A 16,529-nucleotide genomic window follows, 5' to 3' on the forward strand; every position below is an offset into this window, starting at 1 on the left:
CTGTTTTTTGATTGCCAAATTCCCATGTCCCGCACCCAACGCCCCGTTTCCCGCCGTCCTGCCTCCAACCCGGCAGGCGCTGCCCGGCGTGTCGCCAAAGCGCCACCGGCCGAGCCGAAGCTGTTCCTCTTCAACAAGCCATTCGATGTGCTGACTCAATTCAGTGACGAAGGAGGGCGCGCCACGCTCAAGGACTTCATCAAGATCCCCGGCATTTATCCGGCCGGACGACTGGATCGTGACAGTGAAGGCTTGTTGCTGCTGACCAACGACGGCCAGTTGCAGGCGCGCATCGCCGACCCGAAACACAAACTGGCCAAGACCTACTGGGTGCAGGTCGAGGGTGAGCCGACCGATGAGCAGTTGCAGCAGTTGCGCGACGGTGTCCAGCTCAACGACGGCCCGACCTTGCCCGCCGAGGCGCGGCAGCTCGATGAACCGCAACTGTGGCCGCGCAACCCGCCTGTGCGCTTTCGCAAGAGCGTGCCGACCAGCTGGCTGGAACTGGTGATCAAGGAAGGGCGTAATCGGCAAGTGCGACGCATGACGGCTGCCGTTGGCTTACCGACCCTGCGGCTGGTGCGGGTCAGAATTGGCGACTGGACGCTGGATGGCCTGGATCAGGGCCAATACCGGGAAGTCGCCGCAAAGCTGTGAGGTCGAGCGGGCTCAGTTGCGCAAGTGGGTCAGCGGCATTTCGGTGCTGGCCAGCACCTGATTGAGCACAAAGCTGGACTTGACGCTGGTCACGCCCTCGATCCGCGTCAGATGGCCCAGTAGCAGTTTCTGGTAGTGATCCATGTCCGGCACCACCACTTTCAGTTGGTAGTCTGCGTCCATGCCGGTCACCAGGCTGCATTCCAGAACCTGAGGCAGGTTACGGATTTGCTGCTCGAAATTCTCGAAGCGCTCGGGCGTGTGCCGGTCCATGCCGATCAGCACGTAGGCGGTGAGGTTCAGGCCAAGTTTCTTGCGATCCAGCAGGGCCACCTGGCGCACGATGTAACCGTCGTCCTCCAGTTGCTTGACCCGGCGGGAGCAGGGCGAGGGTGACAGACCGATGCGTTCGGCCAATTCCTGGTTGGATATGCGTGCGTCCCGTTGCAATTCAGCCAAAATGCTCAGGTCGTATCTGTCGAGCTTGCTCACGATGCACCCCTTTATCAATTCAATTGCGCTGGATTATTCATCTGAAGTCAAAAATTGCGCAAGTAATGTTTTAATCCGCAATATTAGCAATCCTCTGCCTTAGCCTCAGGCCTATTCTTTTAACCAGAATCACTGCCCGGACACAGCGTCCAGCGCGACTCGCCGAATCAGGCCAGTCGCGGCCTCCCACCCAACAGGGTGTGCCAGGCCCCCGGGCTACATACTGTCCAGAAGACGGTATGAGGTGAGCCAACGTCAAAAGCGTTGCGCCAGGGCGAAGTATCTCAAGGGGGCCATTTGGTCCCCTTTTCTTTGTCTGCTGATAAAGTGCGCAGAACGGCGCTACGCTTAAACAGTCTTAATGACGTCAACCCGCGCTCTAGTGAGGAAAGCATGAAATCTGGCATCTGGCAGTTTGCGGGTGTAAGTCTGTTGTGTCTGAGCATCAGCGCTCAGGCATTGGCCGACGAACGTGATGATTCGCCGCGCAATCAGCTTTACAACAGCTCTGGCGAAAACGGGCAGCAGCGTCAGCAGCAACAACAGCAGCAGCGCTTACAGGAACAGAATAACCAGCAGCGTCAGATCCAACAGCAGCAGAATCAGCAGCGCCAGGTCGAGCGTCAGCAGCAACAACAGATCAACCAGCAGCAGATCAATCAGCAACGCCAGATTCAGGAACAGCAGAACCAGCAGCGGCAGGTTGAGCGCCAGCAACAGCAGCAGATCCAGCAACAGCAGATCCAGCAGCGCAACGTCGAGCGTCAGCAGCAACAGCAAATCGACCAGCAGCAACGTGATCAGCAGCGTCAGATTCAGCAGCAGCAAAACCAGCAGCGTCAGCAGTTGCGCCAGGCTCAGGACAACCTGCCGATTCAGAGCGGTCCGAAAGAGGCGTGGCAAACCCAGCCGCCGCGTCAGGGCTATTACCAGGACATTCCACGCGGCAACAATCGCAATTGGCAGGCCGGTAACGGTCGCCCTAATGATCACTGGGAAGGACGCCCCGATGGGCGTGGCAACGGCTGGGGACCCGGCCCGCAATACCGGCCTGGCTATGCGATAGATCGCGTACCGGGTGGCTACTCGCGTATTCCCTATCGTGGTCAGGACTATTACTACTCGGGTGGCTACTGGTATCGCCCGCAAGGCCCGCGTTATGTCGTGGTGACACCGCCTTACGGTGTGCGTGTCAGCAGACTACCGTCCTATTCGCAGGAAGTATGGATCGGCAGCAGCCTGCTGTTTCTGGCAGCCGGTACTTATTATGCCTACCAGCCTGACAGTCAGGACTACGTGGTGGTCAACCCGCCGCAGAACGAGGCGGTGTATCAGGCCCCTGCTGGACAGCAGGTCAATGGCTACGACCCGGTTGCCTACCCTGCCAATGGCCAGAGCCCGCAACAGGTCGAACTGGATCACTATCAGTGCTATTTGCAGGCCGCGCAGCAGAGCGGCTTCGACCCGGCCAATGTCAGCGGCCAGCCGCCGCCGGACTTGGTGGATGCCTATCGTCGCTCGATGGGCGACTGTCTGGCAGCGCGCGGCTACAACGTCAGCGCCAATTGACGCTGATCAGGCATTGGCCTGCTTGACGACTTCCTGAGGGTCGGCGTGCACCAGCACTTCGGCCTTCGGGAATTGCTCGTGAATAGCATCGGCGACCTTGTCGCAGAGCGCATGGGCGACCGACAGGGTCAGTGTGCCCGGCAACTCCAGATGTAGCTGCACAAACCAGTGATTGCCGGATATCCGTGTACGCAGATCATGCGCCCCAAGCACGCCCGGCACGTCGCACGCCAGCGCCAGCATGCGCGTGCTGACATCGGCGGGCAATTCTTCATCCATCAACACCGATACTGTTTCGCGGGCGATCTGCAAAGCGCTCCACAAGATGTACAGCGCGATGCCCAGACCAAAATACGCATCCAGCTGTTGCCAGCCGAAATACGCAAGGGTCAGCGCCACCAGAATACTGGCGTTCAGCAGCAAGTCGGAACGGTAGTGCAGTGAGTCGGCACGGATAGCCGCCGAGCCTGTCGCCTTGATCACCCGGTATTGCAAGGTGAGCAGTGCGAGCGTCAGTGCGATGGAAATCACCATCACCACCATACCCAACAGCGGCGCGCCCAGCGGCTCCGGGTTCTGGATGCGTTCGACCGCCTGAACAGCGATCAGCACGCCACTAACGGTGATGAACAGCGCCTGCGCCATACCCGACAGCGCTTCCGCCTTGCCATGACCATAGCGATGATCCTCATCGGCTGGGCGCAACGCGTAATGCACCGCCAGCAGATTGAGGAACGAGGCCGCGCCATCAAGCAACGAATCGGTAAGGCCGGCCAACAGGCTCACTGAACCACTGAGCCACCAGGCAACGCCCTTGGCCAGGATCAGCGTCACGGCAACCGCCAGCGAGGCCCGCGTCGCCAGGCGCAGCAGTCGGGAATGTTCGGCAGTGGTGCTCATGACGCTTCCTTGAACCGTATCGATATCAGGCTGCCGGGACCAGGCCCAAGGCTGCCAGTTGTTCCACGCTGCCTTTGTGCTGAATGAGGCGTGGGTCGTTCAGTGGCAGGGAACGGCCCAGCTCGGTTTCAATGATGGCTTGCAGCTTGGTGTTGTCGACGCTGCCGTCAGCCTTGATCGCCTTTTGCAGCTTCTGCGGATCGATCTGCGCATGCTCGCCGGGCGCGTAATAGATCGCGCCCGTCGCGAAGTCCACTGCAAACGCAATCACCCCGGGAACGATATAGAACAGCAGCGCAAAAGCATCCAGCGCCGCAATGGCCGGGTCAACCTTGCCATCGATCTGACCGCGACGGTCAGGATAGAAAATACTGCCGCAGGCAGAAATCTGAGTCAGCAACGTGGCGACCAGAACGCCACCGATCAAGCGAGAAGGAATGCGCATGGAAAGCTCCTGAGATGAAGAGGGCAACTATACAAGGCAATGGCTGCAAGGCTAAGACTATTGAGTGATGGCGTGGTTCTGCGAGCGTACATCTGACTGAACTGCAGAATTGCAGCGGTAGGAGGAAAACAGTTCCCGCGCCGATGCCCCTTACCGCCCACTATTAACATCTGGTTTACTGTGCCCACGATAATTACAAAAACTCAGGAGTCATGTATGCAACCGATTCGTCTCGGTCTGGTGGGCTACGGCAAGATTGCGCAGGATCAACACGTCCCCGCCATCCACGCCAACCCCGCATTTGAGCTGGTGGCTGTCGCTACGCAAGGGCAGCCGTGTGCCGGGGTGGAGAACTTCAAGTCGCTGGGTGAGTTGCTCGAGAGTGGAGTGCAGGTTGACGCTATTGCGTTCTGTACGCCCCCGCAAGGTCGGTTTGCCCTGGTGCAAGAGGCGTTGGCGGCAGGCAAACACGTGCTGGTCGAGAAACCGCCATGTGCGACGCTGGGTGAGGCGATGGCGTTGGTGGCGCACGTGTCGGAGCAGGGCGTCAGCGGTCTGTTTGCCTGGCATTCGCGTTACGCGCAGGGTATCGAAGCGGCGCGTGAGTGGTTGTCCACCCGTACTCTGCAAAGTGTCCAGATCGACTGGAAGGAAGATGTGCGCAAATGGCACCCTGGGCAGGCGTGGATCTGGCAGCCCGGTGGCCTGGGTGTGTTCGATCCAGGCATCAACGCCCTGTCGATAGTGACTCACCTGCTGCCACTTCCATTGTTCGTCGAATCTGCCGAACTGCGCGTGCCGAGCAACTGCCAGTCGCCAATTGCCGCTTCTATCAAGATGTCCGACACGCGCCACCTCGATATTCATGCCGAGTTCGACTTCGATCACGGTCATGACGAACTCTGGAGCATCGAGATTCGTTGCGCCGAAGGCACCTTGCGCCTGGATAACGGCGGCGCACTGTTGAGTATCGATGGCGTGCGCCAGACGGTTTCGGAGGAAGGCGAGTACGCGGCGGTGTATCGACACTTCCAACAGTTGATCGGCAACAAGGCCAGTGACCTGGACCTGCAACCGTTGCGGCTGGTCGCGGACAGTTTTTTCGTGGGCAGTCGGGCATCCGTTGAACCGTTCTACGACTAAGAGTCTCTCAGGTACAGGTGGGGGCAAGCGCTTTGTCGGCCCCCGCACACGTCAGCCTGACAAGAGAGCAGAAATTGGACAAAAAACAGCCTTGGCCTTGCAGTGAGCAGGAGTTGTCAGAAGTGCGACGGTTTAATAAAACCCTCGCGCGAATGCCGCGTTTCCAGATTCGCAATCGTGTTACACCCCGGTTGATTCAGGCGTTATTGCGTGCGGCTCAGATTGGCAGCGCTTTCAAACCGGGAGGGCATGGGCTGCGGATTGAAAAAAGAACGGTCAGCACGGATAACGTACCGGTCCCCGTGCGCATCATCCGTCCCAAAGGCAAACCCAAGGGCGTGGTGTTCGACATCCACGGTGGCGGATGGGTGATTGGCAACGCCCAGATGAACGATGAGCTCAACGTCGGCATGGTCAACGCCTGCAATGTGGCAGTGGTTTCTGTCGATTACCGGCTGGCGGTGACAACCCCCATTGAAGGCCTGATGGAAGATTGCTTTTCTGCCGCCTGCTGGCTGTTGGGAAACGAGTGCGACGAGTTCGCCGGTCTGCCAGTTATTGTCGTCGGCGAATCAGCTGGCGGGCATCTTGCCGCAGCCACGCTTCTGAAATTGAAAAGCCGACCTGATCTGCTCGAGCGGATAGTGGGTACGGTCCTGTACTACGGCGTCTATGACCTGACGGGCACCAAGAGCGTGCGTACCGCAGGGCCGGAGACGCTGGTGCTGGACGGGCCGGGCATGGTCGGTGCAATGCGTTTGCTTACCCCCGACCGAAGCGACGATAAACGCCGCGAGCCGCCACTATCGCCTTTGTATGGCGGCTTGACTGACTTGCCGCCTGCACTGATGTTCGTCGGGGAGATCGACCCTCTGCTGGATGACACACTGCAAATGGCCGAGCGCTGGGCCGACTCGGCAGAGGTTGAAATGCACCTCATGCCCGAGTCGCCGCACGGCTTCATCCACTTCCCGACTACCTTGGCGCGCAAGGCTCTGGCGCGGAGCCGCGAGTGGATCAATGAGCGGATCGACGCGCTGGATTGAGCTCGCCTCTCAGCCTATCTCCGTGACCCACTTCGATACTGGGTCGCCACTGCTCAAGCCCGGCTGCACAAGACCGTCGATCATGAAGGTCGGCGAGACGTGTATGCCGTTCTGGCGGGCGTATTTAGCATGCCATTTCACAGCGTGCTCAAGCTCGGGATTGGCGAATGCGTCAGCCAGCGCAAGGCCGCTGTAACGCTCGATACGCGCGATGATGTCGTTGGGCGTCGCGTCCATGTTCGGGCCGCTTGCGTGGTGTTCAAACTCGAACTCTTCACGGTGCGAGGCAACCGCTGTCATGACGGCCTTGGCACTTTCCTTTCCGCCTTCCAGCGTCGCAGCCGCCAGAATGCAGTGCACGATAACGCCCGAAAACATGTGCCAGGGCTGCGATTGCAGGCGGATTTTGACCGTGATCCTGTCTTCTCCGGCCTGAGCCAGCAGCTCATCGAGCTTGAAGAAGGCCTTGACCGAAAAGGGGCAGGTTGGCTCAAGGAAGACTTCGAACAGACGAGGTCCGTGGCCCCAGGAAAGTACGTCTGAATACATGGTCGTGTTGCTCCCGTCGATGGTTATGTAGAAGACGCGCTGGGCTGATTGCATTGCGACGAGCATGGTGGCCAGAAGCGTTCTCCCGAACACCTCTCGTTCCTCACGCAGAGCATTGGCGCGAGATAAACAAGGCGCGCCCGGCTGATTTGCCTTGCGCCGGGCATGGTCACGAGAAGTAATGTCCCGGAGACCTCTCGTTCCTCACGCTCCGCGTGGGAATGCAGTTCGTGACGCTCCGCGTCACATTGCAACTTTGACGCCACCAGATGAAGGCGCCATAAAGCCTGAACTGTGGATCATGCGGATTTGAGAGCAAGTTCGTGCACGAGTTCGATTTTCAGGCCAGCAATGCGCTAATCCAGCGAATCTGCTGCGCAACCTCCTGCCATTTTTCTTCGCTCACGCCTTTCTGTGCCCTTTCGAAGTTGTTCAGCGTTTTCTGTTTTTTGCCCAATAAACGCTGCCACTTGAGCAGAAATGCCGGGCTGCGCGCCTGCATCTGCAGCGGGCCGAAATACAGCTCCTCGGCGTTGTATTTAACGGGCCCGGTGCGCTCGGCGACGATGATTTCGTAGTCGAAACGGTTTTCCCGCAGCACCTCTTCGCTGACGATGCGGTAGTCATGCTCCATCAGCCAAAGCCGCAACGGCTGCTCGCCGCCATTGGGTTGCAGGATCAAGCGTTCCTGACCGCTCAGGCGCGCCTTGCCACGTTCAAGGATGTCGCGGATCGTCTCGCCACCCATGCCGCACATGCTGACCGCTGTTATCCCGTCTTCCGCCTCAATCGCCGCCAGACCATCGGCCAGACGCACGCTAACCTGTTGCTCCAGTTCATTCTCGCGCACCGTACGTTCGGCTGCGTGGAACGGCGTCAACGCCACCTCGCCAGCCACCGCCGCCGAGATGGCACCACGGTTCAGCAGCGCCACCGGCAGATAACCGTGATCCGAGCCGATATCAGCCAGCCGCGCACCGGTGGGTACGTGCGTCGCCACACGCTCCAGGCGCATGGACAATCTCTGTTCGTTCAACGGCAACCCCTTTCAGCACAAGCGTCCGGCAGCACGGCCGGGTCCGGGCGCGATTCTGTAGAGCAACGCGGCGCATTTCAACTTTCCGCGACATAGCCCGCGACTCGACCCCTAACTGACGCTCGCGTAGGCTTGGCGTTTTCCGTCCTTTGCAAAGCAGAGATCTTATGGCAAACGCAGACATCATCTTCACCCCCGATCCCGATGCGGACTCCATCTCGTCGGACGTCGCCGACTTCAACGGCGTGCTGGTCAGCACCCAGATCCCTACTCATCCCGACGGTAGCCTGGAACTGGGCGGCATCACCGAGCAGAGCGAATGCACCCTGCGTGCCCTGAAAGACGCCCTCGAACGCGCCGGCAGCTCGATGGACCGGGTCATGCACCTGACCATCTACCTGACCGACATGGCCGATCGCGCCGCCTTCAACGAAGTGTACAAACGCTTCTTCAAAAAACCGTGGCCAGTGCGCGCAGCAGTGGGCGTGGCATCGCTGGCGGTTGAAGGTATGCGCGTGGAAGTAACGGCGATGGCGGCCAAGGCGGGCTGAATGCAGTCGCTCGTCCCACACTCTGCGTGGGGACGCATTTTGTAACGCTCTTCGTCATAACATGCTTGTCATGAATAATGAGGCGAAACACGTCTGTCAGCCTCCAGCAGCACTAAACATAAGGAGATGTATGTGAGACCGGGTCGTAGACTGTCGATGATCGCGGGAGGGCTGGCAGTGCTGGGTTTTGTTGGCCATGCCGTATATGAAGCTCTGCCCGGTGATATGGGTAATGATCATATCAATGTCGTATGCGAGGAGGTTGTTAGCGGGCGCTTTAATGGAGACGGGACCATTGATAATTCAAAAAAGAAGACACGAAAGTGTTCTTCGGATCTTCGTACCCTTTCTGCCCATTACGTGGTGCTTGATGACGACGTCTATTGGATGAACCAAGTACGTTATAGGGAGAAACCCTGTATTACTGGCGCCGGTGATGCCTCAGGAGCGATTAGTAATTTTTCGTTTTCATGCCTGTTATCAAAACAAGCTCAGATCAACTCGATCGAGACGCGCGAGCTTAACCTGGTGGCACATTACTCGCCTTCCTTCAAGCCGCTGGAGGGCAGCCTTCAGGGGATTGCTGACTGGCAGACTGATCAGCTTGCCTATTACGCCAAAGACGATATTTCTGTTTACTATGAGGGACGAAAGATAAAGGGCGCAGATCCACATCTTTTTTCGGTGGTTTTTCCTTTGGGCGATGACAAAAAGTGGCGCAGTCTTAGTGTCTCTATGAGCGGCAACGAGATGTTCGTCGGCGGTTTGAGTATTGGCGACATTGATTTATACGATTTTCGTCCGTTGATTCCTGTTGATTGTCCTGAACACGGTATTTCTGAATGTGCGGGGCATAGAGAGTTAGAAGATTTTTTAAAGTATGATAATTGGGGTCAAGGCCTGCTGGGGGTGGTAGGCAATGATCTCGTCTTTCTGCATACCTCTGGCGCTGAGCGATTTGCTGATATGGCGTCTTCCGACACATTTATGTTCGCGACCAGCAAGAAAATCTATGTTTACACCAAAGCGAAATTTTATGAACTCGGCGGTGAGTATTCATTTAATAAAAAATTGGTACCGATGGACGTGAATGACTTTACAAATAATCGTGGGTGATTCGATTTTTGCGATGGCGGCCAAGGCGGGCTAACCATAAGGAGATGGAATGCTACAGATACTGGGCAAAGCCTCATCGATCAATGTCCGCAAAGTGCTCTGGACCTGTGCAGAGTTGGACATCCCGTTCAAACGGCAGGACTGGGGCTCTGGTTTCAGGGAAACCAACACGCCTGAATTCATGGCACTCAACCCTAATGCGATGGTTCCAGTCATTGAGGATGATGGCTTCGTTCTGTGGGAGTCGAACACGATCATCAGGTACCTGGCGAACCGCAGCAACGCCGTGCATCTCTATCCAGCGCACGCAATAGCCAGAGCCAGAGTGGATCAATGGATCGACTGGCAGGCCACAGATCTCAACAAATCCTGGGGTTATGCCTTCATGTCGCTGGTCAGGCACAGCGTCGCCCATCAAGACCCTGACGCGCTGGCTGCCGGATGCCTTCAATGGACCCGACACATGGCGATCCTGGATCGACAGCTTGATGCTACCGGGGCGTACGTTAGCGGCAGCGAGTTTTCGCTGGCAGACATCCCGATGGGCCTTTCAGTAAATCGCTGGTTTGAAACCCCGTTAAGTCATTCAGACTTCCCGGCAGTGAAGGCCTATTACGAACGACTGAGCGAACGTCCCGGCTACCGCTTGCACGGCCGAAACGGAACGCCGTGAGCCTTATACCCGAGCCCTGCATCGAATATTGACTCGCCCGTGGAACCAGATCCCGTTGCTTGCCACCAAGACGACAATGAGTTTCCGGGGACGCATATGATCAACCTCACCAGCATTGCATCTTCGTTGGCGCGTGTAGCGCTCAGCGATTCGACAAGGCCAACGATAGACCGCGCGATGAACGTCGTTAGCCATATCGCTGGCAAAGTGGCGTTGCAGGTCAACAGCTCATTGCTGGAGCAGAAAGGCCGGCTCAACGAGCGTCAGCAGAAAGGCCTCGCGGTAATCCTGGACGCATTGCGCGGCAAGGAACCGGTGACCAATGTCGAGACTCACGAAGGCGGAGGCCGATTCAATCTGGCGCGAGCTGCCTTCGACGTGACCAGCGTTGTCTGGGAGCGCGACAAGTCGATGCATAACGTGATGAGCTTTTTGGGCGTCAGCGACAGCCAGGGCAAGATGTTGTTCTCTCTGGGCAAGAAGCTGACCGACGCGATGGCCAAGCTTGAACCCGCGCAGGGCAAGGATAACTGTGAGGCGCACCACGCGTTCTTCTCCAGCAACCTGAAGCTGAACAAGCTGATGAACGACATCGCTGACCAGTTGATCAACGAGATTCGTCAGTCGAACACCGATCGCGTACGACGACCCACACCGGGCCCATCCTGGAGACCTGAAAGCGCCCAACAGCAAGCACATCCGCAAACGCCCCCACGCACTCGCCCGCAGGCCAACAGCACACCGCCGCCACCGAAAGCAAAGCCCAATGCAGGTGCTGAGCGGCCGTCAACGCAACGGCCCCACAACACACCAGCCGCTGACGCTTCCTCGAAGGTGGGCGATTCCGGCCCCGCCAAGCCACCCGTCAAGCCGTTGTACGAGCATCTGGGACTCTCGGACATGACGGCAGACCTCTCCGCAGTCAAAACGGCCTACAAGAAAGCCTCGCTGAGGAATCATCCTGATAAGAACGTCGGTAACGAGGCTGAGGCGACTGAGCGTTTCAAAGTGATTTCAAATGCGTTCAAGATTTTGTCCGATCCAGAATTGCGCAAGAAATACGACAATGGCCTTATTGATGAGAAAGGCGACGAGGTCCAGGTCTGATTTTTCGGCGTGAGGCATGCTTGCGGCAGTCTTTCTGGCGACTGCCGTTCAGCTAAAACACGCCGCCTGATTCCCCAACCCCACCCCGGTATACTCCCCGCATCTCTCCGGGAGCCCCCATGATCTCGTTACCCATCGATGCCGTCCTGCCAGCCCTGCGCCAGGCCCTGACCACGCGCTATGAAGCCGTACTCGAAGCCCCTCCCGGCGCGGGCAAGACCACGCGTGTGCCGCTAGCGCTGCTTGAGGAAACCTGGCTGGCCGGGCAGACCATTCTGATGCTGGAGCCGCGGCGACTGGCGGCAAGAGCAGCCGCCGAGCGGTTGGCCAGTGAGCTGGGCGAGAAGGTCGGTGAGACGGTGGGTTATCGAATTCGTCTGGAAAGTCGGGTCGGCCCGAAGACGCGTATTGAAGTGGTGACTGAGGGGATTCTCACGCGTCGCTTGCAGGACGACCCTGCGCTGGAAGGTGTGGGGCTGCTGATTTTCGACGAGTTTCATGAGCGCAGTCTGGACGCCGATCTGGCCCTGGCCCTGAGCCTCAATGGTCGTGAGCTGTTTCGTGACGATCAGCCGCTGAAGATTCTGCTGATGTCGGCCACGCTGGAAGGCGAGCGGCTGGCGGTGTTGCTGGACGACGCGCCGGTAGTGCGCAGCGACGGGCGGATGTTTCCGGTGACCATGCAGTGGGGGCGTCCTTTTCAGCCGGGTGAATTCATCGAGCCGCGTGTCGTGCAGACGGTACTGGATGCGCTGGGCAGCGAGTCCGGCAGCCTGCTGGTATTTCTGCCGGGGCAGGCCGAGATTCGTCGGGTCAACCAGCAACTGGCAGAAGCGCTGGGCGAACGCGCCGACATCCTGCTTTGCCCTTTGCATGGCGAGCTTGATCTGAATGCGCAACGCGCTGCTATCGAACCGGCGCCCAATGGCACGCGCAAAGTGGTGCTGGCGACCAATATCGCAGAGACCAGCCTGACCATCGATGGCGTGCGTGTGGTGATCGATGCCGGGTTGGCGCGGGTGCCGCGTTTCGATCCGGGCAGCGGCATGACGCGTCTGGAAACACAGCGCATCTCTCGTGCCAGCGCCACCCAGCGTGCCGGGCGGGCAGGGCGGCTGGAGCCGGGTGTGTGTTATCGGCTGTGGTCAGAGGCGCAACACGATCAACTGGCCGCCTATGGCACGGCAGAAATTCTTCAGGCGGACCTTGCCGGGCTTGCGCTGCAACTGGCGCGCTGGGGTGTCACACCTGCGCAACTGGTCTGGCTCGATGTCCCGCCAACGGCGGCTTATGCACAGGCTCAGGATTTGCTGATGCGGCTTGAGGCGCTGAGCAATCAGCCGGGCCAACCGCCAGCGCTGACGCCCCACGGTCAGGCGATGGCCGAGTTACCCGCTCATCCGCGTATCGCGCATCTGCTGCTACGCGGTCATGCATTGGGCTTGGGCGAACTGGCGTGTGACGTGGCCGCACTGTTGGGCGAGCGCGATATTCTGCGCGGCGGTGGGGCCGATCTGCACAGCCGCCTGACCTTGCTGGCGGGCACCGAGCGTGCTGCGCGTGGTGCACAGGGCGGTGTGCAGCGAGCTAAACAGCTGGCACGGCAATATCGCGGATACCTGCGCGGCACTGCGAAAAGCCCGGTCAGCGATCCCGATCATTCACGCTGGCTGGGCGCTCTGCTGGCACTGGCCTACCCGGATCGCGTGGCACAGCAACGTCGCCCGGGCGGCGCTGAATATCGCTTGGCCAACGGTCGCGCGGCACTTTTTGCCGAGGCCGACGCACTGATGAAGCAGCCTTGGCTGGTCATCGCAGATTTAGGCAGCCGTCAGGGGCAGCGTGAGGAACGCATCTACCTCGCTGCCGAATTCGATCCAGCGCTGTTCGACTCTGTGCTGGCCGAGCAAGTCATCACCGTGGACCAGATTGACTGGGATGAGCGCGAAGGCGTGTTCCGCGCAGAACGGCAGCGCAAGGCGGGCGAGCTTATTATCAACCGCGAACCGCTGATCGGCCTCGATGACGCAGCTCGCAGCCAGGCATTGCTGGCGCTGGTGCGTCGCAAAGGCCTGGAACTGCTGCCGTGGACACCCGAACTGCGCCAGTGGCAAGCGCGTGTCGCGCTGCTACGCAACCTGGACATCGACAAAAGTGCAGCAAGCGAATGGCCCGACCTGAGTGACGCGCAACTGCTGGCGACACTCGAAAACTGGCTGATGCCCTACCTGGGCAAAGTCACCCGGCTCAGCCATTTCAGCCAGCTCGACCTGTCCTCCATCCTGCGCAACCTCCTCCCGTGGCCAATGCCGCAACAACTTGAAGCGCAGGCTCCGCAGACCATCCAAGTGCCGTCTGGCTCGAATATCCGTATTGACTACAGCGAACAGCCGCCGATTCTGTCGGTGCGGCTGCAAGAGTTGTTTGGGTTATCTGATACCCCGCGCATTGCCAATGGGCGGCAGGTGCTGAAACTGCACCTGCTGTCTCCGGCGCGCCGTCCGGTGCAGGTGACGCAGGATCTGGCCAACTTTTGGCGGTCTACCTACATTGAGGTGAAGAAGGATTTGAAGGGACGGTATCCCAAGCATTACTGGCCGGATGATCCGTTGGTTGCGGAGGCTACGGCTAGGGTTAAGCCGAGGGGGACGTAAAGTCGCGCAGCGTTCAGCAGGCTATTGGTGAGCTAAAGACGAGGGCGATCGATGTGATAGCGGCGCACTCTTGCTGCTCAAGTACCCAGTCTGGAACACCCGATCAGATTTTGGATATCCAGAGGCCCAGAGAACACCAGGGCGCAACGCCCTGGCAGGCAGCAAACATCACTTTTTCTTTTTAGCCGGCTTTTCCGCCTTGTCTGACTTCTTGGCCTTGTCTGGCTTGCTATCAGCTTTTTTGGCTGCTTTCTTTGGCTCGGCGTCTTTTTTCTTGTCCTTCTTTTCGGAAGACTTGGAAAGCGTCGAAGCCGCTTCAGATTTTTTTGCCGGTGATGCTTTTTTGTCTTTCAGATCCTTGCTGGCTTTCGAGGCTTCGCCTTTACTTTTCTTGTCGTCTTTAGCCACGTTGATCACCCTTTGGGTATGCCGATATTGGCACGTAGCCTGTGGGAGTATCCACAGGCTAATCATTAGGCGAGCGCGCTCAGAAACGGTTCAAACTCTTTTGACACTGTCGGCTGTGAGGACGCCATTCGAAAGTGTGGTGGCCAGCCAGAATATTGAAACCTGCATACCGCTTTCTACCTCAGGGCAAAACCGGCAACAAAAACCGCCCAATCACCGGCAAATGATCAGAGATCAACAAAGTATCGTCCCGCCTTACCCTCGCACTGACCCGCTTCAAACTCGGGCTGTAAAACAGGTAATCCACCGTCCGGTCCGGCCCGTTGATGCGGCTGTCGTTGGGGAAGTGCGTGAGCCATTTGCCGCGGTCTATGCCGCTGGATTCGGCGTTGTCGGGGATCATCGGGTATTTCTCCCACAGCTCGTGCAGCTCGCTGTCGGCGGCGTAGCCGAGGCGTTGCTCCTCGGGGAGGCGCTGGTATTGGCCCAGCGGCAGCAGGTTGAAGTCGCCGCCGATCAGCCACGGTGTGCCGCCGCTTTCCAGTTTGTCCAACTGCTTTTCAGTGGCGACGATCTGTTTTTGTGCGGTGTCGCCGGTGTGTCTGGCGGTGGTCAGGCTGGTGTTGATGACGGCCAGTTTGCCGCCGTCACGCAGGGGCAGGTAGCTGACCAGCAAGGCATCCTTGGGCTGGAACTGACGGCTGATGATATTGGCGTCTGGCACCGGCAGTTGCACGCGTTCGGCACTGTCGATGTGGAAGCGGCTGAGGGTCGCCAGTTTTCTGCCGACGCTGCCCCAGATATGCGGGTTGGGTACAAACTCCGATTTCCAGTAGAACGCCTGCGTGCTGCAGGGGTAGAGGTCCGCCACACGTTCTTTGATCAATGCCAGTTGGTCTTCGTAATCGGAGTTTTTGGCACCATCGTCGACCCCTTGCAGCAGTACGATATCCGGCTGTTCGTCACGGATGACCCGCGCCACTTCATCCAGGTTATAGGCAAGGTCTTCATGCGTCGGGCGTTCGTCCGGGCCGCTGCCGTCGGCCATGTCGTACCAGAACACATAGCGCTTGCCCGCCAGGTACTGGATGTTCCAGGTCATGACTTTCAGGGCTTGCCCCGGCACCAGCTTTGGCGCCTGAACCGCAGGATTGCAGCTGGCCGGGAGTAACTCGCGAGCTGGAGGGCGCCACGTCAGTTGGTAAACCATTACCAGCAATACGGCGACCAGCAGCAGGCTGTACAGGGTCAGACGTAGCAGTAGACGTGGCATCGGCTCGACTTGGAGCGCCTGGCGCTCGGTGAGGGATTCGGTATTCAGCATACCGAATCGGTGCGTCTGGCGTCAGCTGTTGGTTCAGGCCCTGTGCGCGGGCTCGCTGATCAGCATGAACAGGCGGAACGTCACAATGGTGGTGAACAGTTGCAGGAAGCTGCCGATGCTGTCGGTGATCACGGAAACCGCTGCGCTTTGCGGTTCTGGAAACAGGTACAGGCTGGCGCCCTCAAGCAGCCACAGCGGAATGTAGACGCTCAGTACGCATACCAGAATGCGGGTGAAGTGCCCGGTGGTCATCTGCATGCTTTCGCGCATGGCCATGAACGGCGTGAGTTTGCGCAGAACCAGCAGGTATTCGCTGAACGCCAGTTTGATCATCACCCAGATGCCGGGTACCACAAACAGTGAGAGGCCGAACATGATCAGCAGGGTGCTCATGGCCGACAGCACGGCGAAGGTCGGCCACAAGCGCACCGCCATGGCCAGTACATCGCGGGTGTGTACGTCCTCGCCACGGCTGCGTGCGTCGAGAAACAGGATCAGCGCGGCTGTATAAACAGGGTAGAAGAACAGCCCGATCACCAATGCATAGGCAGGCGAAGTGTCGGCGGACATGGCGCTGCCCAGCGCTTGTTTGGCCAGCACTTCAAGGATCACGACAGGCAGGCACAGCAGCGCGATGCTGCCCAGATTACGCCGAAAGAAATAAAGCGAATCCTGGATGACGGTCAACGGGTTCATGTAAATAGATCGCAGACTAAAAGCAGGCGCACACTTTAGCCCATGGCCCTTGCCGAACCAAGCGCAGTGGTGATGGGCTCAGCGCTTCTTATCTTTTTCTTCATGTCATTGAAGCGGGTGGATGAGGCCCCATTTTCTGAGCATGGTCCTGCCGGTGCGGCAG

17 protein-coding genes are annotated in these 16,529 nt (G+C 58.6%); 9 read left to right on the top strand and 8 right to left on the bottom strand.

Annotated elements, in window-relative coordinates; translation table 11 throughout:
• Positions 1–24 precede the first annotated feature (24 nt).
• Positions 25–657 (top strand): pseudouridine synthase, encoded by a 633-nt coding sequence (locus tag RYA97_RS05900; protein WP_005732205.1) that lies wholly within the window; start codon positions 25–27, stop codon positions 655–657.
• Between the two features lie 12 nt (positions 658–669).
• Here RYA97_RS05900 and RYA97_RS05905 read toward each other — a convergent pair whose 3' ends face one another.
• Positions 670–1,149 (bottom strand): Lrp/AsnC family transcriptional regulator, encoded by a 480-nt coding sequence (locus RYA97_RS05905; RefSeq protein ID WP_002555305.1) that lies wholly within the window; start codon positions 1,147–1,149, stop codon positions 670–672.
• 393 nt (positions 1,150–1,542) lie between these two features.
• On the opposite strand from RYA97_RS05905, the gene RYA97_RS05910 reads away from it, so the two are divergent.
• Complete coding sequence (locus RYA97_RS05910; RefSeq protein WP_117140620.1) at positions 1,543–2,718, top strand: DUF6515 family protein; 1,176 nt, start codon at positions 1,543–1,545, stop codon at positions 2,716–2,718.
• 6 nt (positions 2,719–2,724) lie between these two features.
• Here RYA97_RS05910 and RYA97_RS05915 read toward each other — a convergent pair whose 3' ends face one another.
• Positions 2,725–3,618 (bottom strand): cation diffusion facilitator family transporter, encoded by an 894-nt coding sequence (locus RYA97_RS05915; RefSeq protein WP_054076786.1) that lies wholly within the window; start codon positions 3,616–3,618, stop codon positions 2,725–2,727.
• Between the two features lie 25 nt (positions 3,619–3,643).
• Positions 3,644–4,063: a hypothetical protein gene (locus RYA97_RS05920; RefSeq protein ID WP_002555302.1), complete on the bottom strand. Its 420-nt coding sequence runs from the start codon at positions 4,061–4,063 to the stop codon at positions 3,644–3,646.
• A gap of 216 nt (positions 4,064–4,279) precedes the next feature.
• Here RYA97_RS05920 and RYA97_RS05925 point away from each other — a divergent pair, with 216 nt between their 5' ends.
• Positions 4,280–5,206 carry a Gfo/Idh/MocA family protein gene (locus RYA97_RS05925; protein ID WP_016981867.1) on the top strand — a complete coding sequence of 309 codons (927 nt, stop codon included), beginning with the start codon at positions 4,280–4,282 and terminating at the stop codon, positions 5,204–5,206.
• 74 nt (positions 5,207–5,280) lie between these two features.
• The gene (locus tag RYA97_RS05930) at positions 5,281–6,252 is read left to right on the top strand and encodes an alpha/beta hydrolase (protein ID WP_029240985.1); all 972 of its coding nucleotides are present in this window, start codon (positions 5,281–5,283) and stop codon (positions 6,250–6,252) included.
• A 9-nt stretch (positions 6,253–6,261) separates the two neighbouring features.
• On the opposite strand, the gene RYA97_RS05935 is transcribed toward RYA97_RS05930, so the two are convergent.
• Both RYA97_RS05935 and RYA97_RS05940 read right to left on the bottom strand, forming a co-directional pair.
• Positions 6,262–6,801: a DsbA family protein gene (locus tag RYA97_RS05935; protein ID WP_016981865.1), complete on the bottom strand. Its 540-nt coding sequence runs from the start codon at positions 6,799–6,801 to the stop codon at positions 6,262–6,264.
• Positions 6,802–7,141: 340 nt separating this feature from the next.
• Entirely contained in the window at positions 7,142–7,837 is a 696-nt protein-coding gene (locus RYA97_RS05940; RefSeq protein WP_005745412.1) for a tRNA (adenine(22)-N(1))-methyltransferase, read from the bottom strand.
• Between the two features lie 167 nt (positions 7,838–8,004).
• Between RYA97_RS05940 and RYA97_RS05945 the strand changes: the two genes are divergently transcribed.
• The 5 genes from RYA97_RS05945 to hrpB all read left to right on the top strand — a co-directional run bounded on the left by RYA97_RS05945 (position 8,005) and on the right by hrpB (position 13,938).
• Positions 8,005–8,388, top strand: a complete 384-nt coding sequence (locus RYA97_RS05945; RefSeq protein ID WP_002555295.1) for a RidA family protein — start codon at positions 8,005–8,007, stop codon at positions 8,386–8,388.
• Positions 8,389–8,514: 126 nt separating this feature from the next.
• Complete coding sequence (locus RYA97_RS05950) at positions 8,515–9,504, top strand: DKNYY domain-containing protein (protein ID WP_316892006.1); 990 nt, start codon at positions 8,515–8,517, stop codon at positions 9,502–9,504.
• 49 nt (positions 9,505–9,553) lie between these two features.
• Complete coding sequence (locus RYA97_RS05955) at positions 9,554–10,177, top strand: glutathione S-transferase family protein (RefSeq protein ID WP_117140616.1); 624 nt, start codon at positions 9,554–9,556, stop codon at positions 10,175–10,177.
• Between the two features lie 96 nt (positions 10,178–10,273).
• Entirely contained in the window at positions 10,274–11,284 is a 1,011-nt protein-coding gene (locus RYA97_RS05960; protein WP_057404518.1) for a J domain-containing protein, read from the top strand.
• 119 nt (positions 11,285–11,403) lie between these two features.
• Positions 11,404–13,938, top strand: coding sequence for an ATP-dependent helicase HrpB (hrpB, locus tag RYA97_RS05965; RefSeq protein WP_057404519.1), 2,535 nt, complete (start codon positions 11,404–11,406; stop codon positions 13,936–13,938).
• A 168-nt stretch (positions 13,939–14,106) separates the two neighbouring features.
• Here the strand turns inward: hrpB and RYA97_RS05970 are convergent, their stop codons facing one another.
• The 3 genes from RYA97_RS05970 to RYA97_RS05980 form a co-directional block, all read right to left on the bottom strand.
• Positions 14,107–14,355, bottom strand: a complete 249-nt coding sequence (locus RYA97_RS05970) for a hypothetical protein (RefSeq protein ID WP_004666267.1) — start codon at positions 14,353–14,355, stop codon at positions 14,107–14,109.
• Between the two features lie 172 nt (positions 14,356–14,527).
• Entirely contained in the window at positions 14,528–15,670 is a 1,143-nt protein-coding gene (locus RYA97_RS05975; RefSeq protein ID WP_054071867.1) for an endonuclease/exonuclease/phosphatase family protein, read from the bottom strand.
• A 33-nt stretch (positions 15,671–15,703) separates the two neighbouring features.
• Positions 15,704–16,366 (bottom strand): YciC family protein, encoded by a 663-nt coding sequence (locus RYA97_RS05980; protein WP_005745437.1) that lies wholly within the window; start codon positions 16,364–16,366, stop codon positions 15,704–15,706.
• Positions 16,367–16,529 lie beyond the last annotated feature (163 nt).

The organism is Pseudomonas syringae group sp. 26L6 (assembly GCF_032587815.1).
Classification (GTDB): Bacteria; Pseudomonadota; Gammaproteobacteria; order Pseudomonadales; family Pseudomonadaceae; genus Aquipseudomonas; species Aquipseudomonas amygdali.